The sequence below is a fragment of the Amycolatopsis stemonae genome, assembly GCF_054781455.1.
Map to the genome: position 1 here is coordinate 655,513 of NZ_BAAGUJ010000003.1, position 18,127 is coordinate 673,639.

Consider the following 18,127-nt stretch of genomic DNA (forward strand, 5'->3'; position numbering starts at 1 on the left):
TCAGCTGCAGCCGGAGGTCGAGCCGCAGCCTTCGCAGGCGTAGCACGAGCCTGCCGGGCGCATCTTCGTTCCGCACGTCATGCACAGCGGGGCGTCCGCTGCCTTGCCGAGGCGGAGCTCCATCAGCTCCGTCGTCGTGTGGGCTTCGCGGTGCGGGGCCTCCGGCTGCTCCGCGTGCGGTTCCGGTGAGGAGTCCACTGTGGAGCGCAGGGTCTCGAGGTCCGGTGTGCCGTAGCTCGCCTCGACCTCCGCCGAACGCTCGTCCGCCGACAGGATGCCCAGCTGCGAACGCTTTTCGTACGGCAGGTAGTCCAGCGCCAGGCGGCGGAACAGGTAGTCCATCACGCTCGTCGCGATGCGGATGTCCGGGTCGTCCGTCATGCCCGCCGGCTCGAAGCGCAGGTTCGAGAACTTCGAGACGTAGAACTCCAGCGGGATGCCGTGCTGGAGACCGACCGAAATGGACATCGAGAACGCGTCCATCACGCCGGCCAGCGTCGAGCCCTGCTTGCCCAGCTTGACGAAGATCTCGCCGAGGCCGTCGTCCGGGTACGAGCCCGCCGTCAGGTAGCCCTCCGCGCCGCCGACCGTGAACGACACCGTCTGGCTCGGGCGCTTCTTCGGCAGGCGCTTGCGCACCGGCCGGTACTCGACGACCTTCTCCGGCTCGGCGACCGCCGACTCCTTCTTCGCCGTCGACAGCGGCTGGCCGACCTTGCAGTTGTCGCGGTAGATCGCCAGCGCCTTCAGGCCCAGCTTCCAGCCCTGGAAGTAGATCTCCTCGACCTCTTCGACCGTCGCCGACTCCGGCATGTTGACCGTCTTGGAGATCGCGCCCGACAGGAACGGCTGCACCGCCGCCATCATCCGGACGTGGCCCATCGGCGCGATCGAGCGCTCGCCGACCGCGCAGTCGAACACCTCGTAGTGCTCGGGCCGCAGCCCCGGCGCGTCGACGACGTGACCGTTCTGCGCCACGAACTCGACGATCGCCTCGACCTGCTCGGCCGGGTAGCCCAGCGCCTCCAGCGCACGCGGCACCGTCTGGTTGACGATCTGCATCGAGCCGCCGCCGACGAGCTTCTTGAACTTCACCAGCGAGAAGTCCGGCTCGATCCCGGTCGTGTCGCAGTCCATCATGAAGCCGATGGTGCCGGTGGGCGCGAGCACGGACGCCTGCGCGTTGCGCCAGCCGTGCTTCGTGCCGATGTCGATGCCCTTCTTCCACTCCTCCGTCGCCAGCGCGCGGACCGCGGCGTCGTTCGAGTGGTAGGTGCGGACGAGCTCGTTCGCCGCCGCGTGCTTACGCATCACGCGCTGGTGCGACTCGGCGTTGCGCGCGTAGCCCTCGTACGCGCCGACGACCTGCGCCATCTCCGCCGAGCGCCGGTACGAAACGCCGGTCATCAGCGACGTGATCGCCGCCGCGAGCGCGCGGCCGCCGTCGGAGTCGTACGCGTGGCCCAGCGCCATCAGCAGCGCGCCGAGGTTCGCGTAGCCGATGCCGAGCTGGCGGAACTTGCGCGTGGTGTCGGCGATCGGCTCGGTCGGGAAGTCCGCGAAGCAGATCGAGACGTCCATCGCCGTGATGACGAACTCGACGGCGCGCGCGAACAGCGGCGCGTCGAAGGTGCCCTCGGGCGTGACGAACTTGAGCAGGTTCAGCGACGCGAGGTTGCAGCTCGAGTTGTCGAGGTGCATGTACTCGCTGCACGGGTTCGACGCGGTGATCCGGCCCGACTCGGGGCAGGTGTGCCAGTCGTTGATCGTGCCGTCGTACTGGATGCCGGGGTCGGCGCACTCCCACGCGGCCTGCGCGACGCTGCGGAACAGCTTCTTCGCGTCGGTCCGGTCGATCACCTCGCCGGTGAGCCGGGCGCGCAGGCCGAAGTCGGTGCCGTTCTCGACCGCCTGCATGAACTCGTCGGACACGCGGACCGAGTTGTTCGCGTTCTGGTACTGCACGGAAGAGATGTCCGCGCCGGAGAGGTCCATGTCGAACCCGGCGTCGCGCAGGACCTTGATCTTCTCTTCCTCGCGCGCCTTCGTCTGGACGAACTCTTCGATGTCCGGGTGGTCGATGTCGAGCACGACCATCTTCGCCGCACGCCGGGTGGCGCCGCCGGACTTGATGGTGCCCGCGGACGCGTCGGCGCCGCGCATGAACGAGACCGGCCCGGACGCGGTGCCGCCGGAGGTCAGCAGTTCCTTCGAGGAGCGGATGCGGGAGAGGTTCAGGCCGGCACCGGAGCCGCCCTTGAAGATCAGGCCCTCCTCGCGGTACCAGTTGAGGATCGACTCCATGGTGTCGTCGACCGCGAGGATGAAGCAGGCGCTGACCTGCTGCTTCGACGCCGTGCCGACGTTGAACCAGACCGGGGAGTTGAAGCTGAAGACCTGGTGCAGCAGCATCCAGGTGAGCTCGTGCTCGAAGATCTCGAGGTCCTGCGGCGACGCGAAGTAGCCGTGGTCGCGCGCGGCCTTGACGTAGGTCTTCACGACCCGGTCGATCAGCTGCTTGAGGCTGCGCTCGCGCTGCGGGCTGCCGACGGCGCCGCGGAAGTACTTGCTGGTGACGATGTTCGTCGCGTTGACCGACCAGAAGTCGGGGAACTCGACGCCACGCTGCTCGAAGTTGACCGAGCCGTCGCGCCAGTTCGTCATCACGACGTCGCGCTGTTCCCAGGTCACCTGGTCGTAGGGGTGCTTGCCCTCGGTGGTGAAGACGCGCTTCACACTCAGCCCGCCGGCCGCCTTGCTCTTCTTGCCGGCGGCCGCGCCGGCCCCGGTTCCCACGGTTTCGGTCATCGGTCGAACCCTCACTCCCGCAGCGGGACGGTCAGTTGCCGTCTTCGCGCTGATCGCTCTCCTCCGGAGCAGCAGAACCCGCCATGGCCTCACGAAGATCGGCGATCTCCTTCTCGAAGTCCTCGACCGAGGAGAACGAGCGGTAGACGCTGGCGAACCGGAGGTAGGCGACCCCGTCGAGCTCACGCAGCGGGCCCAGGATCGCCAGGCCGACCTCGTGACTCGGGATCTCCGCCAGCCCGGCGGAGCGGATCGACTCCTCCACGCGCTGCGCGAGCTGCTGCAACGCGTCGTCGTCGACCGGCCTGCCCTGGCAGGCGCGGCGGACGCCGCTCACCACCTTGTCCCTGCTGAACTGTTCGGTGACCCCGGACCGCTTGACGACGGCGAGCACCATCGTCTCCGAAGTCGTGAACCGCCGTCCGCACGACGCGCACGAGCGCCGCCTGCGGATCGCCTGGCCTTCATCCACCTCTCGGGAGTCGACGACCCGAGAGTCCGCATGCCGGCAGAACGGGCACCTCATCCGCCGATCACCTTCCCCTCCGCGCCGGCCGCCCCGGTCGACGTCCCCCGGCCGCCACGCGCGGCCGGTCGAGCACCCGGCACCCCTGCACCTGGTGATCGTTTTGTGGACATCCGGTGGGTAAAGGCCGACCAGCTGTGGACAACTGCTGCCCAGTCTACCCCAACCTGTGGACCAACTACAGCGGTGTAACTACTACATATAGCGGGCGAGCGTAGAACTCGGCGGAGGTGTGCGCAAGCGGCACGGCCGTGGTCGACCCCGCCCGGGTGAGGGGCGGACGGGCCATCCCGCGGCGACGCTGGCGTTCACCGGTCCGGCCCAGTGGCAGGTTCACCGGAGCGGGTGATCTTCACGGCGCGGGAACGGCGCCGTCGACCGGGACGGTCAGCGGCAGCCCGGGCACCAGCACCGCGTCGTCGAGGCGGTTGAGCTCCTTGATCCGGGCGACGACCGCGCTCGCGTCGCTCTCCGGCGCGAACCGCGCGGCCAGTGAAGACAGCGTGTCGCCCTGGCCGACCGACACCGTCGCGGTGCGCTCGGGCACCGGGGCGCTCGCGGAGCCCCCGCCGAGCAGGCCCAGCCCGACGACCACGAGGCAGCTCGCGACGGCCAGCGCGGCCAGCCACGGCCACCGGACCGGCACCCGCCTCGGCGCCGCGCAGGGCGCGCCGGCCGGGCGGCGGCCCGCGACGACCCGTGCGCGTGTCGGCGGGCGCTGGATCTCCCCGCGGCGCCCGCGCGTCACGCGCACGGGGCCGGGGTGCGCCGGGACCGGGGTCGCCGGGCGAGCGTGCCCGCGTTCGGCCAGAATGGACATCCGAACCTCCTCGAAACCCTGGTGTCCGCCCGTTTCCGGGGCCGGTGCCGGCCCGTGGATCAAGGTCGAACAGGCGTTCTATCGAACGCCCGTGCGAAGGTCTACCACCTACCACCGACAAAATCGAGCGGACACGGCGTGTCGATCGAACAGATGTTTGAAATCGTCGTGCCCGGGGGCTAACGTCGGTGACCAGGGCATCTGCCGGGCAGATGCCGCCGGCGAGGCTGCCCGCACCCGGCGGGCGGCGGCCGGCGCGCGATACGTGCAGCGAACGTCTGGGAGGCGACGCAGTGGCGAAGGAGAACAAGGCGGGCAGGACCAGTGGGTCCCCCGGGGGTCAGGTGCACTCCATGCCCGAGGTGTACGACGTGGACGAGACCCTCACCGTCCGCCAGCAGCAGGTGCTCGACGTGATCCGCACCTGGGTCAGCCGCTACGGCTACCCGCCGAGCGTCCGCGAGATCGGCGAGGCGGTCGGGCTGACGTCGACGTCGTCGGTGTCGCACCAGCTGCGCGCCCTGCAGCGCAAGGGGTACCTGCGGCGCGACGCGAACCGCCCGCGCGCGGTCGGCGTCCTGTCGGCGACCGACGACAACCCCATGGGCATCGAGATGGACCAGCCGCCGTCGATGCCGAAAGCGGCGTACGTGCCGCTGGTCGGCCGGATCGCCGCCGGTGGCCCGGTGCTGGCCGAGCAGGCCATCGAGGACGTGTTCCCGCTGCCGCGGGAGATCGTCGGCGAGGGCGAGCTGTTCCTGCTGAAGGTCACCGGTGACTCGATGGTCGACGCGGCCATCACCGACGGCGACTGGGTCGTGGTCCGGCAGCAGCCGGACGCGGACAACGGCGAGATCGTCGCGGCGATGATCGACGGCGAGGCCACGGTCAAGACGTTCAAGCGCAAGAGCGGCCACATCTGGCTGATGCCGCACAACGAGGCGTACGAGCCGATCCCCGGCGACGACGCGACGGTGCTCGGCAAGGTCGTGGCGGTGCTGCGGCGGCTCTGATCCCCGCCGGCGGCCGGATCTGGGGGCAGAACCGGTCGCCGGTACCGGTGGTGGGCGGACGGGAAGCCCGGTCCCTCCCCCACCCCGATCGGATGATCCTCGCGGGTGCGCCGGAGCGCGCGGCTTCGGCCTGCGCGCCCCGCACCCGCGGTGACGCGGTCGCATGTGGACGCGCAGGCTCGCGCGGCGCCCGGCTGTCAGCCCCGGCGCCGTCGCAGGCGGCTGAAGCCGAACCACCCGAGCCCGACCACGGCCACGGTGATGCCCGCCGCGGGCAGGAGCGGTACTCCCCCACCGTCCGAAGCGGACACGCCACCCGATGCCGTGCCCGGCTTGCCGGCCGAAGACGCCGCGGGAGCGGACGCCGCCGCGCCCTTGACCGCGCGGATCGGCTCGCCCACCCCTTCGCTTCCCGACAGCAGCGTGCCGTCCGGGTCGAACGCGATCGCCTCGCCCTGCTTTTCCCCCGGGAGGGGGATGCGAACGGGGGTCTGGTGCAGCGCCGCCAGGACGTCGCCGTCCGGGACCGGGTACAAGTACGCGTCCGTGTACGTCCGCAGCGCTACCACGCTGCCATCGGCCGTCGAAGCCGCACCCGTCACCAGGACCGAGCCGAGCGAACCCACCGGGCCACCCGGGGTGTCGGTCTCCTTGATCTTCAGCGAGCCGACCTTCTCCAGGTTGGTCGGCCCGGGGCTCGCCAACGGCCCGGACGGCCGGTAGACGCGAGCCTCGCCGAGGATGTCCTTGGTGATCAGGTACGGCGTGCCGGACTTGTCCATCAGCAGCGCCTCGGTGTCGTGCTGGCCGTCCGGGTAGGTCAGCCGGTGCAGCGTCACCTTGCCCTGCGGGCTCATCTCCAGCAGGGCGACCGTCAGCCGGCCCTTCTGGTTGTCGCCCGTGTCGGACAGCCACAGCGTGCCGTCCGGGGTCCGGGCCAGGTCCTCGACGTCGAACGGGTCCGTCCGATCCGTCAGGACCTGCTGGACCCTGCAGTCGCGGCCCAGGACGAACACCTGGACCTTCGCGCCGCCGTCGTTGATCGCGTACAGCTTCGAGCCGTCGGAGACCAGGCCGGAAAGCTCGTTGAGGCGCGAGTCCTTGACCGTGCACAGCGGCTCCGGTGCCGGCGCCGCCGACGCTGGGACAGGCCCGCTCACCAGGGCCAGCGAAACCGCCGCGACCGCGACCACCCAGCGCACCCAGCCACCTCCGTAGTGTGCGATCCACCCGGAAAGCACACTACGGAGACGTCTCAGGCCCTGGTCGAGTTGGTCTCGTAGTCCCGCAAAGCCGCGGCGAGGTCCGGACGGACCCGCACCAGCAGGCGCGTGCCGTCTTCGGCGTGCTCCTCTTCGAGCACCTCGCCGTCCGCGTGCGCCCGCGCGACCAGCTCGCCGCGCGAGTAGGGCACGAGGACGTCGACCGTGACCTCCGGCCGCGGCAGGCGGTCGGCGATCACCTCGACGAGCTCCGCGATGCCCGCCCCGGTCCGCGCCGAGACCTGGACGGACCCGGTCAACGCGTGCCGCAGCCGGGCGAGGCTGACCTCGTCGGACGCGTCGGTCTTGTTGATCACCAGCAGCTCCGGCGGGAGCGGCTCCTTGCGCTTGCGGGTGATCTCGCCGAGCACCTCGCGCACGGCGCTGACCTGCTCCTCCGGCGCCGGGTCGGACCCGTCCACCACGTGCAGCAGCAGGTCCGCGTCCGCGGCCTCCTCCAGCGTCGAGCGGAACGCGTCCACCAGCTGGTGCGGCAGGTGCCGCACGAAGCCGACGGTGTCGGTCAGCGTGTAGCCGCGGCCGTCCGCGGTCTGCGCGCGCCGCGTGGTCGGGTCGAGGGTGGCGAACAGCGCGTCCTCCACCAGCACCCCGGCCCCGGTCAGCGCGTTGAGCAGGCTCGACTTGCCGGCGTTGGTGTAGCCGACGATCGCCACGCTGGGCACCTCGTTGGCCAGCCGCCGCCCGCGCTTGGTCTCGCGGATGGTGTCCATGGCGGCGATCTCACGGCGCAGCTTCGCCACGCGCTTGTTGATCCGCCGCCGGTCGGTCTCGAGCTTGGTCTCACCGGGACCACGCAGGCCGACGCCGCCGTTCGCGCCGCCGGCGCGCCCACCGGCCTGCCGGGACAGCGACGCACCCCACCCGCGCAGCCGCGGGATCAGGTACTGCAGCTGGGCCAGCTCGACCTGCGCCTTGCCCTCCTTGGACCGGGCGTGCTGGGCGAAGATGTCGAGGATCAGGGCGGTCCGGTCGATGACCTTGACCTTGACCTTCTCCTCGAGCTGCCGCAGCTGGCCCGGCGAGAGCTCGCCGTCGCAGATCACCGTGTCGGCGCCGGTGGAGCCGACGATGTCCCGCAGCTCCTTGACCTTGCCCGAGCCGATGTAGGTGGCCGGGTCCGGCTTCGGACGCCGCTGGATGAGACCTTCGAGGACTTCCGAGCCCGCCGTCTCGGCCAGGCGCGCCAGCTCGGCCAGCGACGCCTCGGACTGCAGGGCCGTGCCCTCGGTCCACACGCCGACCAGCACGACGCGTTCGAGCCGCAGTTGCCGGTACTCGACCTCGGTGACGTCCTCGAGCTCGGTGGACAGTCCCGCGACCCGGCGCAGCGAAGCCCGGTCCTCGAGCTCCATCTCGCCTGTCGAAGGGTCGTACAGGTCGTCGTCGTGGTCTTCGGTGTGTGTCAGTTCTGTCATCGTGCCTCCATGGTCCCACGATTCGCCGCGGGAACCGAACTTTTACGTGCTGGGATAGGTGGCGAGGTAGATCGCGGTGCGCTCGGCGCCGGGACGGCGCGGGCGCGCGCGGAACTCCTCGAGCAGGGCGTTGAGCCGGGTTTCCAGCTCCGCTCGCTCCTCGGGGGCCACCTGGACGACCAGGCGTGACTGGTGCACGCCCTCGAATCCGGTTTCGGCGATCTCGGCCAGATAGGCCTCGAGCACCGCCTGTTCCACGTCCTTGTCACCGCATGAGTCGAGTGTCCAGGAAAGACCGGTCGAAAGATACGGAATTTCCTTGGCGCCCCGCGCGCCGCGCCGCGGCGGCTGCGCGGCCAGGAAACCGGTCTCGACGAGCCGGCGCACGTGGTGCAGTGTCGTCGCCGGGTCGCGGCCCAGCCGCTCGGCGAGCTCCTTGTTCGTGAGCGCCTCCGAGAAGGTCAACCGGATGATGCGCAGCCGTATTCCGGAGGCCAGCGCGGCGGCCTCGGCTTCGGTCGCGGCGCGTCGTTCTGCGGGGAGCACGCGCTCAGCCTAGAGCGAAAAGTGATTGACGCTTTCCAATCACTCACGCCACACTCGGGGCATGCCCAGGGGGTCCCTCTTCCGCCACGCCGACTTCAGGCGGCTGTGGGCCGGCGACACGGCCAGCCAGTTCGGCACGTTCGTCGGCAACACCGCCGTCCCGCTGCTCGCCGCCGTGACACTGGCCGCGACGCCGTTCGAGATGGGCCTGCTCACCGCGGCCGAGACGCTGGCGTTCCTGCTGCTCGGGCTGCCCGCCGGCGTGTGGGTCGACCGGCTGAGCCGCCGCCGGGTGATGCTCACCGCCGACTTCACCCGCTTCGCGCTGCTGCTGAGCGTGCCGGTCGCCTGGTGGGCCGGGGTGCTGACGCTGGCCCAGCTGCTGGTGGTCGTCCTGCTCGTCGGCATCGCGACGCTGTTCTTCGACGTCGCCTACCAGTCGTACCTGCCCTCGCTCGTCGGCCGGGAGCACCTGCTGGAAGGCAACGCGAAGCTGCAGGCCGTCCAGTCGACCGCGCAGATCGCCGGGCCGAGCGCGGCCGGCGTGCTGGTCCAGCTCATCACCGCGGCGAACACCGTGCTCGTCACCGGCTTCGGCTTCCTCACGTCGGCGTTGTGCCTGCTGCGCATCCGCGCGGCCGAGCCCGAGCCGGTGCGCGGGGGCCACGCCCGGCTGCTCCCGCAGATCGCCGAGGGGCTGCGGTTCGTGTTCTCGGACCGGCCGTTGCGCGCGATCGTCGGGTGCACGGCGACGGCCAACCTGTTCGGCGCCGCGCTGAACGCGGTGCAGGTGCTGTTCCTGACGCGGACGGTCGGGCTGCCGCCGGCCGCGATCGGCGTGCTGCTGGCGGCCGGCGGTGCGGGCGGGATCGCGGGCGCGCTCTGCGCGGGCGGGATCACCCGGCGGATCGGCCAGGCGCGCGCGATCTGGCTGCTCCCCCTGGTCACCATGCCGGCGAGCCTGCTGGTGCCGCTGGCCGCACCCGGCTGGCGCACCGTGCTCGCCGGGCTCGGCCTGGTCGTCAGCGGCTTCGGGATCATCGTCTACAACATCGCCCAGGTTTCCTACCGCCAGGCGATCTGCCCGGACCGGCTGCTCGGCCGGATGAACGCGAGCGTGCGGTTCGTCGTCTGGGGCACCATCCCGCTCGGCGGCCTGCTCGGTGGCGCGCTGGGCGAGTGGCTCGGGCTGCGTGACGCGGTGTGGGTCGCCGTGGCCGGCGAGGCCGCCGCCGTGCTGTGGGTGCTGTGCTCGCCGTTGCGGCGCATGCGCGATCTGCCGACCACGGCGAAAAGCGGTTCCAGCGCCGCCTAGAGTTGCTTCATGAGTACCCCATACCAACGCCCCCAGGTCCCGGACAAGGTCGGTGTCGACGGTCTGGAGGCCAAGTGGGTACCCGTATGGGAATCCACCGGCGCCTACCGCTTCGACCGCACGAAGACGCGTGAAGAGATCTACTCGATCGACACGCCGCCGCCGACGGTCAGCGGGTCGCTGCACATCGGGCACGTGTTCTCCTACACCCACACCGACGTCCTGGCGCGGTTCAAGCGGATGCGCGGGCTCGAGGTGTTCTACCCGATGGGGTGGGACGACAACGGCCTGCCGACCGAACGTCGCGTGCAGAACCACTTCGGCGTCCGCTGCGACCCGTCGCTGCCCTACGACCCGGCCTTCCGCGCCCCGGAGAAGCCGGGCAAGGACGTGGTCTCGATTTCGCGGCGCAACTTCGTCGAACTGTGCGAAACGCTGACCGAAACCGACGAGCAGGTCTTCGAAGAGCTGTGGCGGCGCCTCGGCCTTTCGGTCGACTGGACGATGACCTACCAGACGATCGGGCACGACTCGCGGCTGATCTCGCAGCGCGCGTTCCTGAAGAACCTGGCCCGCGGCGAGGCCTACCAGGCCGAAGCGCCGACGCTGTGGGACGTCACGTTCCGCACGGCGGTGGCCCAGGCCGAGCTGGAGGACCGCGAACGCCCGGGCGCGTTCCACGACCTCGCGTTCACCGGCCCCGACGGCGCCGACGTCGTGATCGCGACGACCCGGCCGGAGCTGCTGCCCGCGTGCGTCGCCCTGGTGGCCCACCCGGACGACGAGCGGTTCCGGCCGCTGTTCGGGAAAACCGTGCGCACCCCGGTGTTCGGCGTCGAGGTGCCCGTCGTGGCGCACCACCTCGCGGACCCGGAGAAGGGCCGCGGCATCGCGATGGTGTGCACGTTCGGCGACACGACCGACGTCACGTGGTGGCGTGAACTGCGGCTGGCGACGCGGGTCGTGCTCGGGCGCGACGGCCGGTTCCTGCCCGACGCGCCGCACGACGTCCCGGCCGGGGCCTATGCGCCGCTGGCCGGCAAGACCGTCCACACGGGACGCGAAATCGTGGTGCGCCTGCTGCGCGAAGCCGGTGCCCTGCGGGGAGAACCGCGGCCGATCACACACTCGGTGAAGTTCTACGAAAAGGGCGACAAGCCGCTGGAGATCGTCGCGAGCCGCCAGTGGTACCTGCGCAACGGCGGCAACGACGAGGCGTTCCGGGAGAAGATGCTGGCCCGGGGCGAGGAACTGAACTGGGTGCCGAAGCACATGCGCGTCCGGTACTCGTCGTGGGTCGAGAACCTGGCCGGCGACTGGCTGGTCAGCCGCCAGCGGTTCTTCGGCGTGCCGATCCCGTTGTGGTACCGGCTCGACGCGAACGGCGAGCCCGACCACGACGCGCGCCTGCTGCCGGAGGACCTGCCGGTCGACCCGAGCAGCGACGTCCCGCCCGGCTTCACCGAGGACCAGCGCGGCGTGCCCGGCGGGTTCGTCGCGGAAGCCGACGTGATGGACACCTGGGCGACGTCTTCGCTGACGCCGCAGATCGTCGGCCGCTGGACCCTCGACGACGACCTGTTCGCCCGCGTGTTCCCGATGGACCTGCGGCCCCAGGCGCACGAGATCATCCGCACCTGGCTGTTCTCGACGGCGGTGCGGGCGGAGCTGGAGCACGGCGTGCTGCCGTGGCGCGAGACGTCGATCGCGGGCTGGGTGCTCGACCCGGACCGCAAGAAGATGTCGAAGTCCAAGGGCAACGTGACGACGCCGGTCGACCTGCTGGAGCGCTTCGGTTCCGACGCGGTCCGCTACTGGGCGGCGAGCGCGCGCCCGGGCGTCGACACGGCGGTGGACGAAGGCCAGATGAAGGTCGGCCGCCGCCTGGCGACGAAGCTGCTCAACGCGAGCCGGTTCGTGCTGGGCCTCGGCGTGCCTTCGCCGGACGCGGTCGCGACCGAGCCCCTCGACCGGGCGCTGCTGGCTGGGCTGTCATCGGTGGTTTCCTCGGCGACCGCGGCGTTGGAGGCACTGGACTACGCGCGGGCGTTGCAGGTGACCGAGACGTTCTTCTGGACGTTCTGCGACGACTACGTGGAGCTGGTGAAGGGCCGCGCGTACGGCGACCTCGGCCCGGAGGCCGCGGCGTCCGCGCAGGCCGCGCTGGTGACGGCGCTGTCGGCGGTGCTGCGGCTGTTCGCGCCGTTCCTGCCGTTCGCGACCGAGGAGGTCTGGTCGTGGTGGCGGGAAGGCTCGGTGCACCGGGCTTCCTGGCCTTCGCTCACCGCCGAAGGTGACCCGGAGCTGCTGTCCCTGGCGAGCGACGTGATCGCGGCGGTGCGCCGGGCGAAGACGGACGCGAAGGTGTCGATGCGCACCCCGGTGGAGACGCTCACGCTGACCGGCCCGGCCGAGGTGCTGGCCCGCTTCGCCGGCATCCAGGCGGACATCCGGGTCGCGGGCGCGATCGGATCCGTGGAGACGCGCGAAGGCGAGTTCGCGGTGGACGCGAAGATCTGACGCCGCCGGGCCGCCGTCAGGAACCGGCGGCGGCCCACCAGGCTTCGTCGATCTCGCCGCGGGCCACGATCTCCGCCGGGCCCGACAGCGTCGACGCGCCGCGCGACACCGTCACCGACACGCGGCCGCCCGGGACGTCGACCGTGGCCGCGCCGGTGTCCGTGCCCGCCAGGTGGACCGCCGCCGCCACCGCGGCGACCGTGCCCGTGCCGCAGGCCCGGGTCTCGCCCACGCCGCGCTCGTGCACGCGCATCCGCAGCGCGCCTTCGCCGAGCCGGTTGACGAACTCGAGGTTGACCCCGTGCGGGAAGACGTCGTGGTCGAAGTCGGGCTGGTCGCGCAGGTCGAGGTCCGCGACGTCGTCGTCGAGCACCGACACCAGGTGCGGGTTGCCGACGTCGACCGCCACGCCGGAGAACGGGCGGCCGGCCACCACCGTGACCGACGTGCCGGTGATCGTCGCCGGTCCCATGTGGACGGTCACCGAGCGGTCCGGGTGCACCACCACCGGGCGGTCGCCCGCGCGGGTGCCGACGACGAACTCGCCCTCGGTCGCCAGGCCGGAGTCGACGAGGTGGCGGGCGAAGACCCGCACGCCGTTGCCGCACATCTCCGCGATCGAGCCGTCGGCGTTGCGGTAGTCCATGAACCACTCGCCCGCGGACGGCAGGTCGAGCGCGGCGGCGCGGACGACGCGCAGCACGCCGTCGGCCCCGAGGCCGCGGCGGCGGTCGCACAGCGCGGCGACCCTCGCCTCGGTCAGCTCGAGGCGGCCCGCCGCGTCGGGGAGCAGCACGAAGTCGTTCTGCGTGCCGTGCCCCTTGAGGAACTCGATTCCGCCCATGGGGGCAAGATTACCGGCCCAGGGTATCCAGGACGCGCTCGGCCAGCCCCGGCCCGGCGCCGTCGAACCAGTGGATCCGCTTGTCGCGCTTGAACCAGGACCGTTGCTTCCGGACGAAGCGCCGCGTCGCCTGCGCCGTCGCCGCGGCGGCCGCGTCGAAGTCGCCTTCGCCGTCCAGCTCGGCGAGCACCTGCTGGTAGCCAAGCGCCCGGGACGCCGTCTTCCCGTCGCGCAGGCCCGCTTTCACCAGCGCGCGGACCTCGTCGACCAGCCCGGCGGCGAACATCCGCCGGACGCGCTCGTCGACGCGCTCGTCGAGCTCGGCGGGATCGCGGTCGACGCCGACCACGACGGTGCCGTACCGGGCCGGGCCCGGCTCGGGCAGGTTCGCCGAGAACGGCTCGCCGGTGATCTCGATGACTTCGAGGGCACGCACGATCCGCCGGGTGTTGGTCGGCAGGATCGCCGCCGCCGCGGCCGGGTCGCGTTCACCCAGCCGGGTGTACAACGCGGGCGTGCCGAGCTGCTCGGCCTCCGCGTCCAGCCGGGCCCGGACGGCCGGGTCCGTGCCGGGGAAGCGCAGGTCGTCGAGCACGGCCTGGACGTAGAGGCCGGACCCGCCGGCCAGCACCGGGACCCGGCCGGCGGCCAGGATCCGCTCGATCTCGGCGCGCGCTTCGCGCTGGTAGGCCGCGACGGACGCCGTTTCGGTGACGTCCAGGACGTCGAGCAGGTGGTGCGGGACGCCGCGGCGCTCCTCGGCGGTGGCCTTCGCCGTGCCGATGTCCATCCCCCGGTAGAGCTGCAGCGCGTCGGCGTTGACCACCTCGCCGCCCAGCTCCAGGGCCAGGTCGACGGCGAGCGCGGTCTTGCCGGTGGCCGTCGGCCCGACCACCGCGAGCGGGACGACGGAGCTGTTCACGGCGGCTGACGATACCGGCGGGCCGCCACGGAGCGTCCACCGGAAGTAGGATCACGTGCTTCGAGTGGCTCATCCGGTACCACGGTGCGCGCTGAGCTGCTTGAATGCCGCGTGGGGGCCGTAGCATCCGAGCACGGCCCGTGACGACCGCATTACCCGGCCCCGCTTCCGCGGCGGGGCGCCCGCGCGAGCGGGCGTACAGGCGATAAGGAGCCTGCGATGGCCCAGGAGAACACTTCCACCGGTACCCCGGCCCCGCACCCGGTGCCGCACGCGCTGCACGCCGGGCACGCCGCCCCGCCCGTGCCGCCCGCCGAGCCCACCCCGTCCACCTGGGGCCGGATCGACGACGAGGGCACCGTCTACGTCATCACCGCCGAGGGTGAACGCGCGGTCGGCGTCTGGCAGGCAGGCAGCCCCGACGAGGGCCTGGTGCACTACGCCCGCCGCTTCGACGACGTGCGCACCGAAGTCGAGCTGCTCGAGACCCGGCTGGTCTCCGGCGCGGGCGACCCGAAGCACGCGCTGTCGAGCGCCACGCAGCTGCGCGACGGGCTGGCCGAAGCCGCCCTGGTCGGCGACCTGGCCGCGCTCGCCGCGCGGCTGGAGTACGTCATCGGGCACGCCGAGAAGGCGCTGGCCAGCGCGAAGGCCGAGCGTGAGGAGGCCCGCGCGGCCGCCGTCGCCCGGAAGCAGGAGCTGGCCGAAGAAGCCGAGAAGATCGCCGCCGACTCCACCCAGTGGAAGGCGGCGGGCGACCGGCTGCGCGCGATCCTCGACGAGTGGAAGACGGTCAAGGGCGTCGACCGCAAGACCGACGACGAGCTGTGGAAGCGGTTCTCGAAAGCCCGTGAGGCGTTCAACCGCCGCCGCGGGTCGCACTTCGCCGAGCTGGACAAGCAGCGCGCCGCGGCGAAGCAGCGCAAGGAGGAGCTCATCGCCGAAGCCGAGGCGATCAGCGAGTCCGACGACTGGGGCGAGACGGCCGGGCGCTACAAGGACCTGATGACCGAGTGGAAGGCCGCCGGCCGCGCGCCGAAGGACAGCGACGAGGCGCTCTGGCAGCGGTTCCGCGCGGCGCAGGACAAGTTCTTCGCCCGCCGGTCCGCGGTGTTCTCCGAGCGCGACGCGGAGTTCGCGCAGAACGCGGCCCGCAAGGAAGAGCTGCTGATCGAGGCCGAGAAGATCGACGCGGCGTCGAACCTCGAGGCGGCGAAGGGCGCGCTGCGGCGCATCCAGGAGCAGTGGGACGAGATCGGCAAGGTCCCCCGCGAGCGGATCCGCGAGCTCGACGGCCGGCTCAAGGCGGTCCAGGACGGCGTGAAGTCGGCCGAGGACACCCGCTGGCGCCGCACCGACCCGGAGGCCCAGGCCCGGGCCGCGCAGTTCCGCGAGCGCGTCGAGCAGTTCGAGGCCCAGGCCGAGAAGGCGCGTGCGGCCGGCGACGAGCGTCGCGCCAAGAAGGCCGACGAGCAGGCCGCGCAGTGGCGTGAGTGGCTGCAGGCCGCCGAGGCCGCGGTCGCCGACCGCTGAGCCCCGAGTCCGTGGAGGCCGCATCGAGGGACTCGGAGTCCCTCGATGCGGCCTTCACGGCTTTCCGGCTCGGTAAGCGGAGGGTTAACGCATCACCCGAAGCGGTGTGACGGGCTGCACGGCCGGGGGTCTTCCGGCGCTTTCCGCGCCCCGCGGTGCTCCACTTCGATCATGAGCAGAACATCGAACCTCGTGTCCGCACTGGTCGTAGCCTGCACCGTCGCCCTCGCCGTCCCGAGCGTCGCGCTGGCGGCGGGTGGCCCGGCCCCGGCCGCCGTCCAGGGGCACAAGAAGCACCAGGCCAAGGTCGACGCCAAGGCCGACAAGACCCGCGTCAAGGTCGGCGAACAGACGAAGATCAAGGGCTCCTTCGCCGACCTCGGCGGGCAGGAGAGCATCGCCGGCGGCGAGCCGGTGATCGTCCAGCAGCTGCAGGCCGGCGTCTGGGTGGACCTGACCACGGGCACCTGCCGGCCGAACGGGAACTTCGTGTTCAGCCTGAGCTTCAGCGTCCGGGCCAGCCTGTCGCTGCGGGTCTACCACCCGGAGACCGATCTCTACGTCAGCGCGGTTTCGAGCGTCATCGGTCTCGTGGTGATCTAGGACCGCGAGAACGCCGTCCGCATCCACTGCACCGCGAGGCAGATCATCGCGATCCAGGCGATGATCAAGCCGATCCCGGGTCCGCCGCCCGCGGCTCCGCTGGCGTGCGACGACTGCTGCGACCAGATGGCCAGCAGCCCGTCCACCGAGGCGAACCAGCCGCCGGCGGCGCACACCCAGGCCAGCCACCACCGGCGCGTCACCAGCGCCAGCGCCGAGGCGAGGATGCCGACCCCGGTCGACGTCGCCGCGAACAGCTGCGGGATGCCGCCGCCCTCGCCGGCCAGCACCTGCCAGCCCGCGTGCTCGCCGACCCACGGCAGGAGCAGGCAGACCAGCAGCACGAACGAGAACACGGCGATGGTGAACCCACGCCGGCCCAGCTCCACCGTCCGGGACGCGTGCTGCCCCACCTCGTCGATCTCGGCGGCCAGCTCGGCCAGCTCCCCGTTGCCCTTGGACTCCGTCACAGCGCACACCCACTCACCGGCTCGGGCCGGGCGGCCGGGGCACCGAACCCCGGCAGGCCCAGCGTGACGCCGCTCGTCTTCGGCCGCAGCCCGGCCTCCGCGTTGTCCCCGGCCCGCGTCCGCCGGTGCGACAGCAGGTCGCCGTCGGCCACCAGGTGGTGCGGCGCGCCGTAGGTCACGACCGTCTCGACGACGTCGCCGGGGCGAACCTGCGCGTCGCCCGGGGCGAAGTGCACCAGGCGGCCGTCACGGGCGCGGCCGCTCATCCGCTGCGTCTCGGCGTCCTTGCGGCCTTCGCCCTCGGCGACGAGCAGCTCGACCTTCCGGCCGACGATCTTCTTGTTCTCTTCCCAGGAGATCGCGTTCTGCAGCTCGACCAGCCGGTCGTAGCGCTCCTGCACGACCGCCTTGGGCAGCTGGTCCGGCATCGTCGCGGCCGGCGTGCCCGGGCGGATCGAGTACTGGAAGGTGAAGGCGCTGGAGAACCGGGCCTGCTCGACGACGTCGAGCGTGGCCTGGAAGTCCTCCTCGGTCTCGCCGGGGAAGCCGACGATGATGTCGGTGGTGATGGCCGCGTCCGGCATCGCCGCGCGGACCTCGTCGAGGATCTTCAGGAAGCGCGCCGAGCGGTAGGAGCGCTTCATCTCGCGCAGCACGCGGTCGGAACCGGACTGCAGCGGCATGTGCAACTGGTGGCAGACGTTCGGCGTCTCGGCCATGGCTTCGATGACGTCGGAGGTGAAGGCGGCCGGGTGCGGCGAGGTGAAGCGCACGCGCTCGAGACCGTCGATGCCACCGGTCGCCCGCAGCAGCTTCCCGAACGCCAGCCGATCACCGAACTCGACGCCGTAGGAGTTCACGTTCTGGCCCAGCAGGGTGACTTCGAGCACGCCCTCGGCGACGAGCGCCTCGACCTCGGCGAGGATCTCGCCGGGCCGCCGGTCGCGTTCCTTGCCGCGCAGGGCGGGGACGATGCAGAAGGTGCAGGTGTTGTTGCACCCGACCGAAACGGACACCCAGCTCGCATAGGACGATTCGCGCCGCGCGGGCAGCGTCGAGGGGAAGGTCTCGAGGGATTCGAGGATCTCGACCTCGGCCTCGGCGTTGTGCCGGGCGCGTTCGAGCAGGGTGGGCAGCGACCCGATGTTGTGCGTCCCGAAGACGACGTCCACCCAGGGCGCGCGCTTGACGATCTCCCCGCGGTCCTTCTGGGCGAGGCACCCGCCGACGGCGATCTGCAGGTCCGGGTTCGCGACCTTGTCCGGCCGCAGGTGCCCGAGGGTGCCGTAGAGCTTGTTGTCCGCGTTCTCCCGGACGGCGCAGGTGTTGAACACGATCAGGTCAGGCTTGGCGCCCTCCCGCACCGGGGCGTACCCGGCGTCCTCGAGCTGCCCGGCGAGCCGCTCGGAGTCGTGCACGTTCATCCGGCAGCCGAAGGTGCGGATCTGGTACGCCCTGGGTGCCTGCTTCTCGGTCATCGACCACCAGGGTAACCCTCGCCCCACCAGC

15 protein-coding genes are annotated in these 18,127 nt (G+C 71.5%); 5 read left to right on the top strand and 10 right to left on the bottom strand.

The genetic code is table 11. The annotated features are described in order from the left end of the window. The 3 genes from ACYVLJ_RS14885 to ACYVLJ_RS14895 form a co-directional block, all read right to left on the bottom strand. Positions 1-2,808: a vitamin B12-dependent ribonucleotide reductase gene (locus ACYVLJ_RS14885; protein WP_460439020.1), complete on the bottom strand. Its 2,808-nt coding sequence runs from the start codon at positions 2,806-2,808 to the stop codon at positions 1-3. Positions 2,809-2,839: 31 nt separating this feature from the next. Further along, a complete protein-coding gene (gene nrdR / locus ACYVLJ_RS14890; RefSeq protein ID WP_451973846.1) occupies positions 2,840-3,334 on the bottom strand; it encodes a transcriptional regulator NrdR in 495 nt (164 codons plus the stop codon). 352 nt (positions 3,335-3,686) lie between these two features. Further along, positions 3,687-4,154 carry a LysM peptidoglycan-binding domain-containing protein gene (locus ACYVLJ_RS14895; RefSeq protein WP_460439021.1) on the bottom strand — a complete coding sequence of 156 codons (468 nt, stop codon included), beginning with the start codon at positions 4,152-4,154 and terminating at the stop codon, positions 3,687-3,689. Between the two features lie 353 nt (positions 4,155-4,507). Here ACYVLJ_RS14895 and lexA point away from each other — a divergent pair, with 353 nt between their 5' ends. Next, entirely contained in the window at positions 4,508-5,167 is a 660-nt protein-coding gene (gene lexA / locus ACYVLJ_RS14900; protein WP_460439022.1) for a transcriptional repressor LexA, read from the top strand. Between the two features lie 197 nt (positions 5,168-5,364). On the opposite strand, the gene ACYVLJ_RS14905 is transcribed toward lexA, so the two are convergent. From ACYVLJ_RS14905 to ACYVLJ_RS14915, 3 genes are read right to left on the bottom strand one after another with little or no spacing between them, the layout of a single operon-like run. Continuing rightward, on the bottom strand, positions 5,365-6,369 hold the full coding sequence (locus ACYVLJ_RS14905; protein WP_460439023.1) for a hypothetical protein: 1,005 nt from the start codon (positions 6,367-6,369) through the stop codon (positions 5,365-5,367). Between the two features lie 53 nt (positions 6,370-6,422). Beyond that, positions 6,423-7,865: a GTPase HflX gene (gene hflX, locus ACYVLJ_RS14910; RefSeq protein WP_451973852.1), complete on the bottom strand. Its 1,443-nt coding sequence runs from the start codon at positions 7,863-7,865 to the stop codon at positions 6,423-6,425. A gap of 42 nt (positions 7,866-7,907) precedes the next feature. Continuing rightward, positions 7,908-8,411, bottom strand: coding sequence for an ArsR/SmtB family transcription factor (locus ACYVLJ_RS14915; protein WP_451973854.1), 504 nt, complete (start codon positions 8,409-8,411; stop codon positions 7,908-7,910). Between the two features lie 61 nt (positions 8,412-8,472). On the opposite strand from ACYVLJ_RS14915, the gene ACYVLJ_RS14920 reads away from it, so the two are divergent. Both ACYVLJ_RS14920 and valS read left to right on the top strand, forming a co-directional pair. Next, positions 8,473-9,726 (top strand): MFS transporter, encoded by a 1,254-nt coding sequence (locus ACYVLJ_RS14920; protein ID WP_451973856.1) that lies wholly within the window; start codon positions 8,473-8,475, stop codon positions 9,724-9,726. A 9-nt stretch (positions 9,727-9,735) separates the two neighbouring features. Then, positions 9,736-12,246 carry a valine--tRNA ligase gene (gene valS, locus ACYVLJ_RS14925; RefSeq protein WP_451973858.1) on the top strand — a complete coding sequence of 837 codons (2,511 nt, stop codon included), beginning with the start codon at positions 9,736-9,738 and terminating at the stop codon, positions 12,244-12,246. Between the two features lie 16 nt (positions 12,247-12,262). On the opposite strand, the gene dapF is transcribed toward valS, so the two are convergent. Beyond that, positions 12,263-13,090, bottom strand: a complete 828-nt coding sequence (gene dapF, locus ACYVLJ_RS14930; protein ID WP_460439024.1) for a diaminopimelate epimerase — start codon at positions 13,088-13,090, stop codon at positions 12,263-12,265. Positions 13,091-13,100: 10 nt separating this feature from the next. Continuing rightward, positions 13,101-14,012 (bottom strand): tRNA (adenosine(37)-N6)-dimethylallyltransferase, encoded by a 912-nt coding sequence (miaA, locus tag ACYVLJ_RS14935; RefSeq protein ID WP_460439025.1) that lies wholly within the window; start codon positions 14,010-14,012, stop codon positions 13,101-13,103. Positions 14,013-14,231: 219 nt separating this feature from the next. Between miaA and ACYVLJ_RS14940 the strand changes: the two genes are divergently transcribed. Both ACYVLJ_RS14940 and ACYVLJ_RS14945 read left to right on the top strand, forming a co-directional pair. Next, on the top strand, positions 14,232-15,545 hold the full coding sequence (locus ACYVLJ_RS14940) for a DUF349 domain-containing protein (protein ID WP_451973864.1): 1,314 nt from the start codon (positions 14,232-14,234) through the stop codon (positions 15,543-15,545). A gap of 171 nt (positions 15,546-15,716) precedes the next feature. Continuing rightward, entirely contained in the window at positions 15,717-16,148 is a 432-nt protein-coding gene (locus ACYVLJ_RS14945; RefSeq protein ID WP_460439026.1) for a hypothetical protein, read from the top strand. Here ACYVLJ_RS14945 and ACYVLJ_RS14950 read toward each other — a convergent pair. Both ACYVLJ_RS14950 and miaB read right to left on the bottom strand, forming a co-directional pair. Next, positions 16,145-16,618 (bottom strand): Rv2732c family membrane protein, encoded by a 474-nt coding sequence (locus ACYVLJ_RS14950; protein ID WP_451973868.1) that lies wholly within the window; start codon positions 16,616-16,618, stop codon positions 16,145-16,147. The genes ACYVLJ_RS14945 and ACYVLJ_RS14950 overlap by 4 nt on opposite strands. Further along, positions 16,615-18,096, bottom strand: a complete 1,482-nt coding sequence (gene miaB, locus ACYVLJ_RS14955) for a MiaB/RimO family radical SAM methylthiotransferase (protein WP_460439027.1) — start codon at positions 18,094-18,096, stop codon at positions 16,615-16,617. The genes ACYVLJ_RS14950 and miaB overlap by 4 nt, the downstream gene beginning before the upstream one ends. Between the last annotated feature and the right edge of the window lie 31 nt (positions 18,097-18,127).